This window comes from Campylobacter helveticus (assembly GCF_002080395.1).
GTDB classification, from domain to species: domain Bacteria; phylum Campylobacterota; class Campylobacteria; order Campylobacterales; family Campylobacteraceae; genus Campylobacter_D; species Campylobacter_D helveticus.
On the sequence record NZ_CP020478.1, the window covers coordinates 642412 to 659800 of the forward strand.

General features: G+C 27.3%; 17 protein-coding genes. All 17 read left to right on the forward strand.

Translation table 11 applies throughout. From position 1 onward, the window contains the following. The first annotated feature begins 34 nt into the window (after positions 1–34). Entirely contained in the window at positions 35–235 is a 201-nt protein-coding gene (locus CHELV3228_RS03375; protein ID WP_139026965.1) for a hypothetical protein, read from the forward strand. A 114-nt stretch (positions 236–349) separates the two neighbouring features. Continuing rightward, positions 350–709 (forward strand): hypothetical protein, encoded by a 360-nt coding sequence (locus tag CHELV3228_RS03380; RefSeq protein WP_082199539.1) that lies wholly within the window; start codon positions 350–352, stop codon positions 707–709. A gap of 193 nt (positions 710–902) precedes the next feature. Beyond that, complete coding sequence (locus tag CHELV3228_RS03385) at positions 903–1487, forward strand: hypothetical protein (protein ID WP_167562789.1); 585 nt, start codon at positions 903–905, stop codon at positions 1485–1487. Positions 1488–1498: 11 nt separating this feature from the next. Next, the gene (locus CHELV3228_RS03390; protein ID WP_167562790.1) at positions 1499–2320 is read left to right on the forward strand and encodes a hypothetical protein; all 822 of its coding nucleotides are present in this window, start codon (positions 1499–1501) and stop codon (positions 2318–2320) included. Then, positions 2320–6168, forward strand: coding sequence for a hypothetical protein (locus CHELV3228_RS10480; RefSeq protein WP_244289604.1), 3849 nt, complete (start codon positions 2320–2322; stop codon positions 6166–6168). Before CHELV3228_RS03390 ends, CHELV3228_RS10480 begins: the two co-directional genes overlap by 1 nt. A 13-nt stretch (positions 6169–6181) precedes the next feature. Beyond that, complete coding sequence (locus tag CHELV3228_RS03400) at positions 6182–7093, forward strand: hypothetical protein (protein ID WP_082199541.1); 912 nt, start codon at positions 6182–6184, stop codon at positions 7091–7093. Between the two features lie 63 nt (positions 7094–7156). Further along, positions 7157–7519: a hypothetical protein gene (locus tag CHELV3228_RS10020; RefSeq protein ID WP_115588754.1), complete on the forward strand. Its 363-nt coding sequence runs from the start codon at positions 7157–7159 to the stop codon at positions 7517–7519. Between the two features lie 70 nt (positions 7520–7589). Then, complete coding sequence (locus CHELV3228_RS10025) at positions 7590–7868, forward strand: hypothetical protein (protein ID WP_115588755.1); 279 nt, start codon at positions 7590–7592, stop codon at positions 7866–7868. 345 nt (positions 7869–8213) lie between these two features. Continuing rightward, positions 8214–8813, forward strand: coding sequence for a hypothetical protein (locus tag CHELV3228_RS03410; protein WP_167562791.1), 600 nt, complete (start codon positions 8214–8216; stop codon positions 8811–8813). 3 nt (positions 8814–8816) lie between these two features. Continuing rightward, positions 8817–8951, forward strand: a complete 135-nt coding sequence (locus CHELV3228_RS10660; protein WP_256594214.1) for a hypothetical protein — start codon at positions 8817–8819, stop codon at positions 8949–8951. After that, the gene (locus tag CHELV3228_RS10245) at positions 8945–9409 is read left to right on the forward strand and encodes a hypothetical protein (protein ID WP_167562792.1); all 465 of its coding nucleotides are present in this window, start codon (positions 8945–8947) and stop codon (positions 9407–9409) included. The genes CHELV3228_RS10660 and CHELV3228_RS10245 overlap by 7 nt, the downstream gene beginning before the upstream one ends. A 32-nt stretch (positions 9410–9441) precedes the next feature. Continuing rightward, on the forward strand, positions 9442–9993 hold the full coding sequence (locus CHELV3228_RS10250; protein WP_167562793.1) for a hypothetical protein: 552 nt from the start codon (positions 9442–9444) through the stop codon (positions 9991–9993). A 61-nt stretch (positions 9994–10054) separates the two neighbouring features. Next, entirely contained in the window at positions 10055–10807 is a 753-nt protein-coding gene (locus tag CHELV3228_RS03420; protein WP_082199542.1) for a hypothetical protein, read from the forward strand. A 40-nt stretch (positions 10808–10847) separates the two neighbouring features. After that, positions 10848–11195, forward strand: a complete 348-nt coding sequence (locus CHELV3228_RS03425) for a hypothetical protein (protein WP_082199543.1) — start codon at positions 10848–10850, stop codon at positions 11193–11195. Next, positions 11185–12261, forward strand: a complete 1077-nt coding sequence (locus CHELV3228_RS03430) for an Ntn hydrolase family protein (protein WP_082199544.1) — start codon at positions 11185–11187, stop codon at positions 12259–12261. The genes CHELV3228_RS03425 and CHELV3228_RS03430 overlap by 11 nt, the downstream gene beginning before the upstream one ends. Positions 12262–12263: 2 nt before the next feature. Continuing rightward, positions 12264–15959 (forward strand): hypothetical protein, encoded by a 3696-nt coding sequence (locus CHELV3228_RS10485; protein ID WP_244289605.1) that lies wholly within the window; start codon positions 12264–12266, stop codon positions 15957–15959. Beyond that, positions 15956–17359, forward strand: coding sequence for a hypothetical protein (locus tag CHELV3228_RS03445; RefSeq protein WP_082199545.1), 1404 nt, complete (start codon positions 15956–15958; stop codon positions 17357–17359). The genes CHELV3228_RS10485 and CHELV3228_RS03445 overlap by 4 nt, the downstream gene beginning before the upstream one ends. Positions 17360–17389 lie beyond the last annotated feature (30 nt).

Consider the following 17389-nt stretch of genomic DNA (forward strand, 5'->3'; position numbering starts at 1 on the left):
AAACATAGAAATTTCAATCCCAAAGGAGAAGTCAATGTCTCTTTATAAAAAATGCGAAGTTTGTGGAGCAAAAATTAATAAGTTGCAAAATATCTCAAATATATTTTTACTAGGTTTTGGAAAAGAATTGCTTTGTAAAAATTGCAAAGCTAAATATAGAGCAAATTCATTGTTTATTTTTTGTATAGCGTTTTTAATGACATTTTGCTTTTATTTGTATTGTGGAGTTTATTAGAATTTTTTCACTTAAATGCAAATCTAAAAAATACTCTTTTCAGTATTTTTCTATTTATTCTATAAAATGATTTTAATATATTTCATACATTTAGATAGAGTAAAGGAAAATTAAGTGCCTAGTGATAGAAATGTCTTACAGCATATTGATGATTTTGTAAATGGTATATTTGATTCTACGGTTGTAACTGCTTTAGAATTGGGACATTTTATAATAAAAATTGTTGGAATTGAAAATATAGTTTTAAATGATAACACAAAGCAAGATGAAGCCATAGAGCAAACCCAAGTCTTTTTTCAAGCTATTAAACTTATAGTCTCAAATGAGAAAGTGAAAAAAGAAGCATTTGAATTATTAAAACAGGATTTTCAAGAACGACCATTATATTATCTTGGAAGCATCGTTGGTCCTGGTGCCGTGATGTCCCTGATTAAAAAACCAACACAAAAAATTATTTATTTTTGGCGTCAATAAAACCCAACAAGCATTTAATCTTTCCAACGATACCCTCTACCCCTACTACAAAAACATCCAAGAATCTTTTGCTCCCCTATGCTTAATAGATAATAAAAATAGCAATTTATTAAAAGAATTTAATTTTGATGATTTTTCTTGTAGCTTTTATAGCAATAGCATTTTTAATCAAAGCCTTAAGCATTTAAATCTTATGCAAGATGAAAAAGATTATATCAATGAATACAAAATGTTTTTAGAAAAGCTTAAGCAATTTAGCCAAAAGTATAATCACTATAAAATTATGCCTATACAGCTTATCAATAACTTAAAAATAGCCTACATACAAAAGCTTTCTTTAGAAGATATTAATAATATCAACATTAACTCTAAACTTCATCTTTTAAAAGCCTTGTATTTGTGTGAAGATTATGTTTTATTTGATAAGAATAAACAAGCCTTATTTAATGAAGAAAAAATCAAAGAATTAGATTTTAATTCTAGTTTTTATATTATATTCTCATTACACAAAGATAAAATCACAGATACTTATTTAAAAGCAAGGAAAAGGCTTTATAAAAGCATAGATACATTTAAAAAACTTGGCTTTAAAGATTTAGAAAATGCTTATGAAGTTTATATACAATCTTTAATGGCAAAGGAAGAAGCAAAAAAAGATGAAGCAATAAATAAAAACGAAAACTTTAGCATTTCACTCAATAATGCTAAAATACAAAATAATATTATTTTTAAAGGTAAAAAAACTTGCTTAAAACATCAAAAAGAATTTCTACTATAGTTTTTATTGTATTGATTTTTATCATAATTGTTAGTAATGTTTATGACTTTATCTATGAAGCTTTAGAATTTAAAAAAGCCAATGAAAATAAAGCAAGAGAAAATCTTAGCGCTTTAATTAGATGGAGTGAAAATGAGGGCAAAAAAGAATTAGAATTTGCAAAAAACTTATCCAAAGAAACCTATAAACAAGAAAGAGTTACGCAAATGATTATTAAAAATCTTAAGATGATACAAGCTAGCATTGAAGATATGAAAACTTTAACCTCTTACTATCCTACAGAAGAAGATGTTGAGCTTATGAGACAAGCTGGGCATGTTGCAACAGATTCAAATACTGATATTATACTTTATCTTTTATACAATGAAAAAAATATTACAAATCATAAAACTTATTTTTTATTTGACAAGGAAAGATTTAAAGTTTTTGAAGATTTTTTATTTTTTCTAAATACTCGTTTAGAAGAGGATTTTTTACAAAAAGATATTCATAAGTTTGATAGCTTTGATGTAGTTAGAATTGGAATGTATATGAACACCATAATTGGCTATAATTATGCATCTACTGATATGTATTTGAGTGAATTTTTACAAGATTATATTTGTGATTTAAATACCCCTAAAACTATGACAATTTTAAATGGTATGAGTCAAATTAACACTGCTACTGATAAAGTTTTATTGTTTTTTAATAAAGAATTAAAAATACACACTGATAGTTATTTAAAAATGCAATTAGAAAAAGCAATCTATAATTTTAAAAAATTCAAACTCGGTCAAAAACAAATCAATCAACTTCAATCTATACAAACCAAACTCAAAGAGTGCAAATAATGAATGATGAGTTAGAAAAAGAAATATTAACTCAAAAGGAATTAAACGAAACAGAAAAAGATTTGCAAATTGTTTTAAAAGATGCAGACATAGATGAAATAGGAGAGAAACTACTTCAAGAAGTAGAAGATACAAATAAAACGGAAAATTTTATGCACCAAAATGAAGTTCAAGCCATGAAAGGTGCTACTGGATTTATAGACAATACAAGTGATGCAATGTCTAACTTTTTCAAAAACCTCGAACCCTACCTTCTCCCTTTCAAAATCATTATAAAAAGAGCAGATAATACCCTTAGTGCAATTGATGCTTTAATAGAATATCAAAAAACAAAAGATGGTTTAAAAGTGATTGTAAAAATTGGAACTGAATTTATCACTTCAGCATTTTTTAAAATAGGTATGGAAATAATAATCCCGGCAACAATTTCTTCTTTTGTGGCAGTGGCTATTTACACAGGCAGTATGATGTTTGGGATTTTGGCAGGTGTTACTATTGTTAGTATAGCAATGACAACCTTTTGGTGGATTAATGCCAAAATGGAGGCTTGGCTAAAAAAGCTTGGTGTTTCATTTATTGATTTTATTAAAGAATTTGAAACTCACTTAAACTCTAAAGAAAAATATTATTATAACTTGGCACATTGTCATAAAACACAAATTAAAAATATGCAGAAAATTCAACTATATCGTAATGGTAAAATTTTAGAAGATTTGAAGCATTATTATTACCCTTTTTACGACTTTAAAAAAACTCCTACGCTTAATAATAAAAATATTATTGAAAGTATAAATGAATTAAAAAATAATTATAAAATATTGAGCCCAAAGGATACAATAGATAATATCCACATCAATTCAGAACCTTATTTATTAAAAGCCTTGTATTTTTGTGAAAATTTTACCAAACTTAAGCAAAATAATGAAATCCTACTCAATGAAGAAAAGATAAAAGAATTATTCCCCTACGACTCTAGCTTTTATATTATTTTTATCCTCCACAAAGCCAAACTAAATGATACTTATTTAGAGGCGAGAAAAAGGCTTTATGAAAGCATTATGGTGCTTAATCAACTTCAAAATAAAAACATATTAGAACAAAATAAAGAAAATTTTCAACAATACAATCCAGCTTCTCACTCCAAATCCCTAAACCTTTTCATCCTAGAAAACAAAGATAAAAGTAAAAGAATCATCTTTTTAGACAATGCTTCATCGATGTCAAATTTAATTCATCTTTATGATAATCATTGCGATATCTTTCTTAAAAATAAGTCTTTGCTTGATATTAAAAGGATAGAAAAAGAATGTGAAATTGACTTTAAAGCTCTTAATACTAAGGTATTTTTTTATGAAACACTTCTTTTAGGAGCCACTGAAAGTCATCAATTTTTATTTGAAGATAAAGAAGAAAATTTGCTTTATCATTTTAAATATGATAAAGAGAATTTAAGTGCTTTAGGGGATTTGAATATAAGATATCATCATTATAATGCAAAGATTAAACATTATTCTTTATTAGAAGAAAGCTTAAGTATCAAATTGAAGCCTAAAGAAATTCAAAAAGAAATTCTTTATAATGATCAAAGTTTTAATAAACTTTCAAAAGAAGTTTCAACCACTTCCCCATCCTCCCCCAAAGAACCAAGCTTCATCACTCTCATCTTGCAAGATGAATGGGGTAAAGCGATTACAAATGCAAAAGTTATCATTAAAGGTTTTAGATATGATGAGAGTTTAAGTGTAGTGAAGTTAAAAAGAAAAAGTGATACATTAGGAAAGATTAGATTTGATAAGGAAAAGTATTTTAGGGATTGTTATAGCTTTAAAGTGAAGTTAGAGGATAATGAAGCTTATCTTTCTACTCCTTTACAAAATGCTAAAAGAATCTTTAATAATTATGTAAGTCATAAAGAAGGACTCATACTTAAATTTAAAGCGAAAGAGCATTTAGTTTATGATGGCTTTAATGTTTATTATTACAAAGGAAGGGATTTAATCACTTCTTATTTAGCAAGAAGTGGCACAGCTAAAGCAGATAATATAAAACAAAGTGATAAGCAAATCGCACATTATTTTTATCAAGATGAAAAGGATAAGAGTAAGGGGAAAAAGGCTTATTTTTATTATGATGATGCAAGTATTAAAGATCAATTTGGAACTTTACCTGAGGGAAAATATTATTTTAAAATCAATGAAATTGCTAAAGATTTAAATCCTAGTTTTTTAAAGGATTATCCTTTTGAGATAGGAAGAACTTGGGGAAAGTATTGTGTGAGATTATACACAGATAAAGAGTGTTCTAAGACTTCAAAAGAAATCAAAGATAAGGACAAAGAGCAAACCATCATAAAAGATAATTTATATTTATATAGTGTCAATGAAAAAGCAGAATTTGGTAGTAGTGGTAGCATAGGTATGGCACAAGGGGAATTGTTAGAATTATTTCATCATCAAAGTAGATTTGTAGAAGATGAAAAGGAGGGGGTTGTTCCTTTAAAAGTGGAGTATGTTAAGAAAAAAAAGTATGAGCTTGAATTTATCAAAGAAATACAATGGGAGCTTGATAGGCGTAAAAATATAGTAGGCACTGAAAAGGGTGCGGAGCTTATCATTGATGAAAAAGCTTCTTTTGCACCGGGGACTTATGTAGAACTTAAAGCTGATGGATTGAAGGAAAATGCACATATCGTTTGGGTTTTAGCTGAGATTCACAACGAAACAAGACTTCAAAGAATTTTAGATGGTAAAGAAGAATTAGAATTTAAAGATGTAAAGTTTTTAAAGGATGAAAGCGGATATTTTCATCAATGCTATAAATCAAATAGTAAAGCAAATAGAGAATGCAATAAAATAGGATTTTCATTGCCATTAACAAGAACTAATGAAGAAGAATTTGATAAATATTATGCTTTGGTTTTTGCTTACGAAGATAAAATTAAAAGACTGCCTAATTTAAGCGATGCTTATAAAATCATAGATATGAGTTTTAGAGTCGGATTTGGTAGAGATGATAGAGTCCAAGAGCTATTTACAAGAGAAAAACTAAAAGTCTTTAATATATATCATCTTAACCAACAAAAATCAATTAATAGTATTGAAGAAGCAAATTGGTTTTTAAGAGCGATTTTGGAAGATTGTAAAACAGGAGATTTTTTCACTTATCTTAGAACCCACCCTCAACTTGCTGGAAAAATCGCCTATATATATTATAGATTTGATTTGATTAATAAAGAATTTTTAACAAGCGTATCGGAAAAAGATAAAAAAGCCTATCTTTGGGATAGAGATGATAAATATAGTAGCACTATCATTAATGAAATTTTAGCTTTAGAATATAAAGATGGCAAAAGTTTCAAGCAGTTTTACACAAAACTTGCAAACGATGAAGATAGAAATCTTAAAGAGTGTGAAGACTTTTTACAAGCCTTAACCCAAACTATTTGCGAAAAATTTAACCTGCCCTTAGAAAAAGTAGTATTTTTTAACAAAGAACCTAGCACAACCTTATTGTTTGGAGCTTATGGAAATAATAAAATAGGATTAAATCGATGTCTTATTAAAACCCATTTTGAAACGCTTGTAAAAACGGTTTTTCACGAATGCAGACATTTTTACATAGAAAAATATTATCATCGTCATATGGACGCTTTGAGTAGTTATGTGTTTTATTCTAGAAAAACTTACATTGATGAGAGGGTTATTTTCAATGGCTTTCATAAATTCTGTGACTGTAGCCAAAAGAATTTAGTGGATTGTATAATAAATCGTAACCAAAATGCTTATGAAATCCAGCCTAATGAAAGAGATCCAAGATATGTAGAAACCTTCATAGCTAGAAATTTATAATCAAGGAAAACAAATGAGACTTCCAGAAGAGTCGCTTGAATTCTATAAATCCAATATAAGAGAAGATAAGACCATTTATTTAGGCTTAGCAAGTAATGCAAAGATAAAGGGGCTTGATGAAGAATATTTAAAAGAAGGATTTACAGATCCTATTTTTGAAAGCAGATATGCAGGGTTGCTTTCACATCATTGGAGAGAATTTATATTTGAAGTTAGTATTTATTTGGGCAAAATTGTATTTGAAGGGAACAATATCGCCTTTAAAGCCTTTGATGTGGATGAAAATTCTTTTAAAGGGCTTAAAGAGCTTTATTTCAAAGATAAGCCTGATAAAACCATAAACGACTTAGAGCTAAAAAAATACTTTTTAAAGCTTTATAAAGATAATGCCGAGCTTTTAGCTTCTTATATCAATGAGATTAACCAAAACCGAGGCATTAAATTTTACTATGTTGAAGATAGTCAATATTTAGAACAAGATGAATTAGCCGCATCCCTAGGCAAAGTGATACAAACAAATGACTATGAGATCGTGGATTTTGGTGATGATTTATTTTATTCTTATCTTATATGGAGCTTGGAAGATTTTTTAATCCCCTACGATACAGGCTTAGAACAAGATAAAAAAAATTTATTTTTCAATGCAGCCGTCTATAAAATATATGATAATGATTCTATGTATAAAGAAGCAAGTAAAACAAATTATAAAAATTATGATTATCTTAATAATTTATTTTTCTCAGATATCGTCTCCCCCTTAAGATATGGTATAGGATATCTGCAAGAAGAAGTGGAACGCTTTGGGGAAGATTTGAAACACTCCCCAGGGACTCGTTTAACAAGAATTGTAAGCGTTCTTAATAAATCGTATTTCAGCCTAGAAGAAAGACCTTTTGAATATGTGCAATCTCTTGAACGAAAATGAAAATTTAAAGCAAATTTCTATAATATTAGAACACAAACAATATTATTTTAAGGATAAAAATTTTTGCTTGAATTTTCAAAAAAAAGCCGGATTATTATTTTAGGCTTCGCAGTTTTATTTGTGGTTATTAGTAGTGTTTATGACTTTATCTATGAAGCTTTAGAATTTAAAAAAGCCAATGAAAATAAAGCAAGAGAAAATCTTAGCGCTTTAATTAGATGGAGTGAAAATGAGGGCAAAAAAGAATTAGAATTTGCAAAAAACTTATCCAAAGAAACCTATAAACAAGAAAGAGTTACACAAGAAATCATTAAAAATTTTGAAAAGATAAAAACGAGTATAGAAAGCATGCGGACTTTGACTATTTATTCCATTACCGATGAAGATAACAAACTTGCAATAAAAGCTTACCCATGCTATTTTTAGGTCAAATACTGACATTATACTTTATCTTTTAGATAGAGAAAAAACCTTTATAGGACAAAAAACTTATCTTTTGTTTGATGAAAAAAGATTTAAAGCTTTTGAGGATTTTTTATTTTTTATAAATACGCATTTAGAAAAAGATGCTTTGCAAAAAGATATAAAAGGAAATATTTTCTCTGATGTTGTTCCTTATATAAATGCTTTATTTGGAGGTTTTTTGGGGTTTTCATATCTTTACACTAGAGAGATTTTAGAAAATTTCACTTGCAAATTTAATAATCCTAAAACCGTAGCGATTTTAAATAAAATGGAAAAATTAGATGAAACCGCTGGTATGATTATAAAATGATGGATAAAGATTTTTTTATAGATGAGAAATCTAAACAACTTTTTAGGCAAAACTTCAATAAGGCATTAGAAACCTTTCATAATTCATTAACGGAAATTAAATCTATACAAACCAAACTCAAAGAGTGCAAATAATAAATGATGAGTTAGAAAAAGAAATATTAACTCAAAAGGAATTAAACGAAACAGAAAAAGATTTGCAAAAGAATATTTAAGATATAATACCAAATTAAGTTTTAAATGTAAAAATCAAAAATTTGAAGAGCAATTATGAATTTATTTTACAAAATTTATTTTTTTATTTTATATCATCCCATAAAAGCCTTTTTTTATTCTTGTTCTTGCTGTGAGTTCTTTTTCGTTTGTTTATGAATTTATTTTGCCCAAAAAAGAAAAGCAACCATCTCCAATTATACAAATTGCAATAAAAGATTCTGAAAGTATCCCTGATTATATAAGCAATACCAAAAGCAAAGAAATTTTTCTCTCTCAAAAGCCAAGTTTAAAAGATTTATTAGAAAAAATATCTACGGAATATCCCTTAAAATCAGGGCTTAATTTTGGAAAACCCGAATATATTGCAGGGGTTGCCACTGTGGAGAAAGATTGGGGAGAATATATAGAAAAAATTTTGAAAGAAGATAGCGAAGAGCTCTTAAGAAAAGCCAATTCTTGTGAAATTATCAATGCAAAAAGCAAAATGCAATGTTTTATAGAAAAGATAAATTATGTTTTTAAGGTTATAGATTCTCAAAGAAAAAATTGCACACTTGATTTTGTTAATAATGAAGACTTTTATAACAATCTTTATAGTGTAATTTACTTTGCTTTTTATGATGATGAATATGATAGGAGTTTAAAAAAGGAAGGGTATTTCTTTTCAAAGGCTTACTATGCAGCAAGGGTCTATTTTTTAGCAAATAAACAATGCTTCAAAATAAATTAAATAATGGACAACTTAACCGAATTAAGAGAATCATTGACTTATGTCATACCATTGCAAGAATTGCTAGAAAACGAAGAGCTTTTGGAAGAAGCTATTAATCAATATATCAAAAATCACTTAGTCAGCTGGATTTGGTAACAAATTTTATAGAATCAAAAGAAGTGTATCATAAAACTAAGAACTTTAGGAAAGCTATTGTTCATTTTACAAGTAACTTAATTGGCGGAACAGTTGTTGCAGTAGGTATCGTGGGCGGAGTAAGAACTGCTCGGTTGGAAATTACTACAATTACAATTATTCACGCAAATGATATTCCTATTGCAATTGAAAATGCAACCAATAAAGCTTTTGATGCCTATGATAATGCTTTAGATACAATATTAGAATTTATTCTCAATGGCACAGTTTCTCTCGAAACAACAAATTTTCTTAATTCCATATATGAAAGGTTTTTTGCACCAAGAAAATTTAAGAAAATCTGTGATAGCCCCGAAGAATGTCAAATTTTACAACAAGATAACTTTCAAATTCTTATAAACAACTTCTCACTCCACACTCCTACCCTACTCATTCTAAAGAATATAAATTTGCCCTAGCAAAGAAAAAAGAGCTTTTAGCTAAAACAACTTTGACTTCTAATGCTTATATAAAAAGTGATATAAGCTTTATAGATAAAGAATATCTAAACAATATACAAGATTTAAAAGAACAAGAACGAATCATCAAGCAAGAAGAGCAAAAACATCAACTTGCTCTAAAACTTTACAAAGAAACTAATCAAATCAAAAATGCAATTTTTACTTTTTTATTTAAATCTTTAAATGAAAGTCTAAGCTTTCAATTAAAAAAAGAAAGAAGTATATTTTTAAATTCAAATCAAAGCTTAAGCATTATAGCAAGTCAAAATTATTTACTTAAAGTTTTAAGTTTAAAAGAGATAGAAAGTGTTAATGTTAATTCAAATTTTGCACATTTAAGAGCCTTATATTTGCGTGAAAACCTTTTGATTTTAAATAAAAATAATGAAACTTTATTTAATGAAGAAAAAGCAAAAGAAATTTTAGAATATAATGATGATGAATATATCCTCTTTATCTCTCACAAAACCAAACTCAACGACACTTATTTAGAAGCAAGGAAAAGGCTTTATAAAAGCATAGATACATTTAAAATTGGCTAAATGCTTATGAAATTTATAAGAGTTTATAAGTTATAATGAAGACAATGTTAAGGGATATTTTATGAAATTTAAAAAGTTATTTTATCTATCAATTTTTCTTATTATATTTCTAAGTTTAGCTTACACCTTTTTACAGCGACCTTTAGGGCTTATTGTTTGGGATAGGTATTATTATGAGAAGGAAAATCAAATTAGAAAAGGTATATTAAAATTATCCACAAATAATGAAGAAGAATTTAAAAAAGTTTTTTCAGAGCAAAATCTAAATCAAGAATTAAAAATAAATCAAAAAGAATTATTAAATTGTATGCATTATTTTAAAAAAGATTTTAAGCTGATGCAAATTTTAGGTTTAGATAATGCTTATCTTCAAGCTCTTAGAGATAAAGCAAGTTTATTTGGAAGACAAAGTGAGAACAATCTTTATTATTTTTATATCGCATCTAATAGCACTGATTTGGAGGAAATGAATAATTTTATAAGCATTATAGATAAATATACCGCTTTTATTAATGAAATTAATGCATTACCTGATACTAATATTTATACACCAATGAAAATAGCCTTTAACGCTGATTATTTTCTTTTTAATTTCACTCCATTTATTTCAAGTGTAGATAAAAACTTTATTTGCTCCATACCTCAAAAAGAACAATTATTAGAAAATATGATTAATTCTTATAAAAAAATGGGTTTATTATATAAAACAAAACTAAAAGAATTTCAAGAAGTGGTATACTCAATAATATATGGTGAAGACACCAGTCTCTTTATCAATGTTGCCAAAGGAAGATTAAGCGTATGCGGAAAATAATTTAAGTCTAGAAGAAATTTCAATCTCAAAGGAAAAATCAATGTCCCTTTATAAAAAATGCGAAGTTTGTGGATCAAAAATCAATAAGTTGCAAAATGCTTGGAATTTATTTTCAGGTAAATTAGAAATAAAATGTAAAAATGTCAAAAGCAAATATGGTGTTTCTAGTAAGATTGTAGAGTGGATATATGCTATCTGTTTTGAAAATTTATTAGCTTTTCCGCCTATTGTAATTTTAATTGTAGTCTATTTTGGTGGATACTTTTCAAAATATGGGTTATTTGAAATGATACTTTGCATATTGATTACTATTTTTCTCACTAGGAAATCAATCAGCATCATCCTACTTCTTTTTTGCAAATTTAAAAGGCTGGAAAATGAAGGATAAAGAATTAAAAAGGATATTAAAATTATGTTTTTTTATATGTTTTATTTACAACTATGCTTATGCTTTATGCACGGATGATTTTGGTGATGAAGATTTAAAATTTATACAAAAAGCAAATTTAAATCAAGTTAATTTTAAATGTAACATAAATAATCAAACATACTACCACAACAACCTTACCCAAAAAGAATATTTGCAAAACTTGGAAGAACTTAGGGCAATTTACTTTAATCTTAACCAAGAAGAATTAAAAGCATTGAGCTATGCTATCTATCTTAATGAAGCACTTTTTTATCTAAAACTTGATTTATTTTTTTTAAAAAACTTTTTTTCCGCACAAAAAAGTGATATTTTAAATCTTGAAAATCTAAGAAATTCTCACTATAAAAAAATAAAAAGCACCTTGAAGCCAAACCAAATAAAAGAGCTACAAAATTCTTTTACTCTAGCAGAAAAGATTTTGGAAAAAAACCAAATTGCAAAAGATTATGCTGATATTCCTTCTAAACTTATAGAGCAAAGCAAGCAAGAAAATAAACAAATTTTAAAGCATATTGAAAATGCAAACAAGGACATTTTTTCCCTTAAAAATATCAATCAATTAACATTTCTTTACAATGCAAATCTGCTTATAAACGAGGCAAAAAATTATTCGCAAAGATATGAACTTGCTTATGATAAAAAGGAAGCTTTAAGACTTTTAGAAACGCTTTTAAAAAAGATGGATAAAATTTCAAATAAAGAAGATGAGCTTGTGCTTTTGCAAAGCGCTTTAATCACTTATGATAAAGCTATATCAAGCTTAAATATCTCTTTGCCTTTAGATGAGCAAAAGTACAAAAAAATGGCTAAAAGAAAAGAATACATCATTTTAATGGGACGATTTTTTCAAAGCAATGCTTTTGCTTATTTTAATGCAAATATCAAAAAAGAGTTTAAATTTAAAAATGATTTTATTAAAATTTTTCCAAAAAGAACGAGCGAAATTTTAAAGCTCATCGCAATTTACAATAAAACGCAAAAAACCTTAATGCTTACAAAAGAAGCTTTAAGATATAAAGAGTAGATATGTCAGATAAAAATGATTTAATAATACCCGAAGAAATCAAACAAACTTGGGATGAAATAGAACCCATTTTAGATTCAGGAAATACCATTTTACAAATTTTCAATTCTTGTGGAATGATTTGTAAAAAAATTCCTATTGCTGGTGATACTATTAATTTTATTTTAGTTTGGGATGAAGAAAAAAGCGTAATTAAAGCTATAGCCAATTTAGGAATAGATAGGGTAGCTGATTTGACAATTATCTTCTCTATCTTTATGGATTTGGGAATGGCACTTGATAAAATAAAAGATATTGAAAACTCCAGAAAAGAAGCCAAGAAATTTACTTTTAATTTAATCGATTCTCTTGCGCACAATAAAACTTATAAACCCACCGCTCACACCCTCTACCCCTACTACAAAAACATCCAAGAATCTTTTGCTCCCCTATGCTTAATAGATAATAAAAATAGCAATTTATTAAAAGAATTTAATTTTGATGATTTTTCTTGTAGCTTTTATAGCAACAGCATTTTTAATCAAAGCCTTAAGCATTTAAATCTTATGCAAGATGAAAAAGATTATATCAATGAATACAAAATGTTTTTAGAAAAGCTTAAGCAATTTAGCCAAAAGTATAATCACTATAAAATTATGCCTATACAGCTTATCAATAACTTAAAAATAGCCTACATACAAAAGCTTTCTTTAGAAGATATTAATAATATCAACATTAACTCTAAACTTCATCTTTTAAAAGCCTTGTATTTGTGTGAAGATTATGTTTTATTTGATAAGAATAAACAAGCCTTATTTAATGAAGAAAAAATCAAAGAATTAGATTTTAATTCTAGTTTTTATATTATATTCTCATTACACAAAGATAAAATCACAGATACTTATTTAAAAGCAAGGAAAAGGCTTTATAAAAGCATAGATACATTTAAAAAACTTGGCTTTAAAGATTTAGAAAATGCTTATGAAGTTTATATCAATTCTTTAGCTATAAATGAAGATAAAACAACAAATCAAATTAAAGATGAAGAATTCAACAAAGATGAAAAGTTAAATAAAGAAAATAACATAAACAATACAATAAAAAATCCAAATTTTAAAGATGATATTTCTTTAACTTTAAAGCAGGAAAATAATGCAAACAAACAAGAATTTAATCTTTTAAGCTCTCACTCCAAATCCCTAAACCTTTTCATCCTAGAAAACAAAGATAAAAGTAAAAGAATCATCTTTTTAGACAATGCTTCATCGATGTCAAATTTAATTCATCTTTATGATAATCATTGCGATATCTTTCTTAAAAATAAGTCTTTGCTTGATATTAAAAGGATAGAAAAAGAATGTGAAATTGACTTTAAAGCTCTTAATACTAAGGTATTTTTTTATGAAACACTTCTTTTAGGAGCCACTGAAAGTCATCAATTTTTATTTGAAGATAAAGAAGAAAATTTGCTTTATCATTTTAAATATGATAAAGAGAATTTAAGTGCTTTAGGGGATTTGAATATAAGATATCATCATTATAATGCAAAGATTAAACATTATTCTTTATTAGAAGAAAGCTTAAGTATCAAATTGAAGCCTAAAGAAATTCAAAAAGAAATTCTTTATAATGATCAAAGTTTTAATAAACTTTCAAAAGAAGTTTCAACCACTTCCCCATCCTCCCCCAAAGAACCAAGCTTCATCACTCTCATCTTGCAAGATGAATGGGGTAAAGCGATTGCAAATGCAAAAGTTATCATTAAAGGTTTTAGATATGATGAGAGTTTAAGTGTAGTGAAGTTAAAAAGAAAAAGTGATACATTAGGAAAGATTAGATTTGATAAGGAAAAGTATTTTAGGGATTGTTATAGCTTTAAAGTGAAGTTAGAGGATAATGAAGCTTATCTTTCTACTCCTTTACAAAATGCTAAAAGAATCTTTAATAATTATGTAAGTCATAAAGAAGGACTCATACTTAAATTTAAAGCGAAAGAGCATTTAGTTTATGATGGCTTTAATGTTTATTATTACAAAGGAAGGGATTTAATCACTTCTTATTTAGCAAGAAGTGGCACAGCTAAAGCAGATAATATAAAACAAAGTGATAAGCAAATCGCACATTATTTTTATCAAGATGAAAAGGATAAGAGTAAGGGGAAAAAGGCTTATTTTTATTATGATGATGCAAGTATTAAAGATCAATTTGGAACTTTACCTGAGGGAAAATATTATTTTAAAATCAATGAAATTGCTAAAGATTTAAATCCTAGTTTTTTAAAGGATTATCCTTTTGAGATAGGAAGAACTTGGGGAAAGTATTGTGTGAGATTATACACAGATAAAGAGTGTTCTAAGACTTCAAAAGAAATCAAAGATAAGGACAAAGAGCAAACCATCATAAAAGATAATTTATATTTATATAGTGTCAATGAAAAAGCAGAATTTGGTAGTAGTGGTAGCATAGGTATGGCACAAGGGGAATTGTTAGAATTATTTCATCATCAAAGTAGATTTGTAGAAGATGAAAGGGAGGGGGTTGTTTGCACTGAAGTAAGTTATCCCAAAAAAGAGACTAAGAAGATTGTATTTGCAAATGAGAATATCGATTTAAATACTTCTTTTGCACCGGGGACTTATATAAAATTACAATTAGAGGAAAAAGAAATAAGCGAAGAATTAACCTGGGCTTATATCCACTGCGAAAGCGAAACAAAAAAAGAAAGTTTTTTAAATGGTGCTTATATCATTAAAACTGATGAACTTGAAATTCTTAAATGCAATATAATAGACAAAACTTCAGCATTTCATTTGCCTATTAGTAGAAATAACGAACCCGTAGAAGAAACAAAAGATTATAAATACTATATCATAGTCTTTGCTTATGATGCTAAAAAAAAGTCCGTGCCTAACGAAGAAGATGCTTATATTATCATTGATATGAGTTTTAGAGTGGGTGTGGGAAGTGATGATGGTGTGAGAGAGAGTGTGCTATCTAGTGGTTTAAAATCTGATACCGATTTTACAGCAGAATGGAAAAAGTTAAATTTAATCGCTGATTTTTATGATGCTTATAATTTTATAACCCTTTCATTACTTAGCATCCAAGCAATAAATTCTTTAGAGAAGCTAAAAAATTATCCGCAACTTTCAGGAAAAATAGTTTATATTTATCACCGATTTAATGCAGTAAAAATCTATCATCAAATCAAATCAAAAAGCGATATGCAAATAAAATATAAAAATTATTTTCAAGATATCAATGACTACGAAAGCAAGGTTATAAAAGTGCTAAAAGAATTTCAATATAAAGCAGATGAAATTTATCCTATAAAATGGTGGGGGAATTTAACAAGAAAAATTTGTGAAAATTTTAATTTAAACATTAACATTCAAACCATTTCAGGAGACTATGATGGTGCATACGATACGAAAACTTTGACCATATCTCTTAATCAAAAAGACGCAAAAAAAACAAAAGTGATGCTAAAAACCATCATACACGAAATACGCCACGCTTATATGCATCAAAAAGAACTTAAAAATGATGCTTTGCAAAGATATATATATTATACTTATCTATATGTTTATTTTGATAAGAATAAAAATAAAGAGTATTTTGGCACAGATAAGGACGAAACTAAAAATGTATATTTCTTCCAACCAAGTGAAAGCGAAGCTAGAGCAATAGAAAACGATATAATTAAGGAAATGCAATGAGATATCGTGAGCCAAATCTAGAAAAACATAAACAATTTTTACAAAATAGAAAAGAACAAAAGGCGATTTATCTTGCTATTAATACAAATATCAGAAGTTTTAATAATATTTGCCTTAGCGAAGATGTGTATTTTCCAAGTGAATTTATACTTGAAAATGCTCTTAAGGATTATGATTCAAAATTTGGCATTTATTTGGGTAAGATTATTTTTGAAAAAAAGGGAAAAAAGCTTATCCCAAAATATATCCCTACAAGCCTTGAAAACTTAGAAGAAGAATTAGAAAAAATCAATCCTTTATGGTTAGCAGAAAAAAATCCAAACTATATCAAGCCTGAACCAATAAAGCAAATAATTTCTATACCAGAATTTAAAATCTATAATATAGAACACACGCGTGGAGATTACCGCATAAACCAAAATAACTTGGAATTTCAATGTAAAATAGAAAAAAATACCAAAGTTTTAACCAAAGATCAAATTCGCTCTTATGTCAAAGAAATTCATAGCAAAAATGTAAAAATGATACAAAATTATATGGATACTATTAATAAAGATTACGGCATAAAACCTTATGTTTTGAGTGATGAAATTTACGATGAATTAGGCAAAGTAGGCATTCTCACAAAAGAACAAGCAGAAAGATTTAAAGAAGGAGGTTATTCAATTAAAGGAATTCCATCACTATTGCTTACTGCACTTGATTATTTAGCAAAGCAAAATAAAAAAGATGAGGATTATTTAATCACTTTTGATGATGAGTATTTTTATGCTTATTTGGTTTGGAGTTTGCATGATTTTTTATTAGATCTTTCTTGTGGTATGTTTCAAGATGAAACTAAGCTTCTTTTTAATCCCATAGCTTATATGGATGATACAAAAATACATTATAAAGATTTAGAGCAAGAAGTAAATAAGCGTTATGAAAAAGAATTGCTTAATGTGGGGTTTGAAAAAGAAGTGCTTGGTGTGGAATTAGGGTTTGAAAAAGAATATATCTATTTTGACGATTATTATGATTTTAACTTTAATTATACTGGCATTTTTGAATTTAACATAAAGAGCTATTTTGCTTATGATGAAATAGGATTAAAGGCTTATGAGTATGAATTTAAAGGTGTAAAGCGTATTGGGGTTATAGGTCTTAGTTCTGATAGTGCTTTTAATAGCCCTAATTTTATCCTTTCTGAACAATTTTATAGTAACAAAACATTCAAGCTTCCCCCCTCTGCTTTGGGAAGATATTATTTTGAATTAGAATATCAAAAGGAAATTTATATAGAGCTTTTACCTCCTTATTATCCAAGCCTTAATAACCTAGAGGGTTGGGATAAAAAGATGTTAGAAAAGGCAAATTTGAAGATAGTAAATGAGTTTTCTAATAAAGTATATGATAATTAGTAAATTAACATAGTATATAAAATTATATTA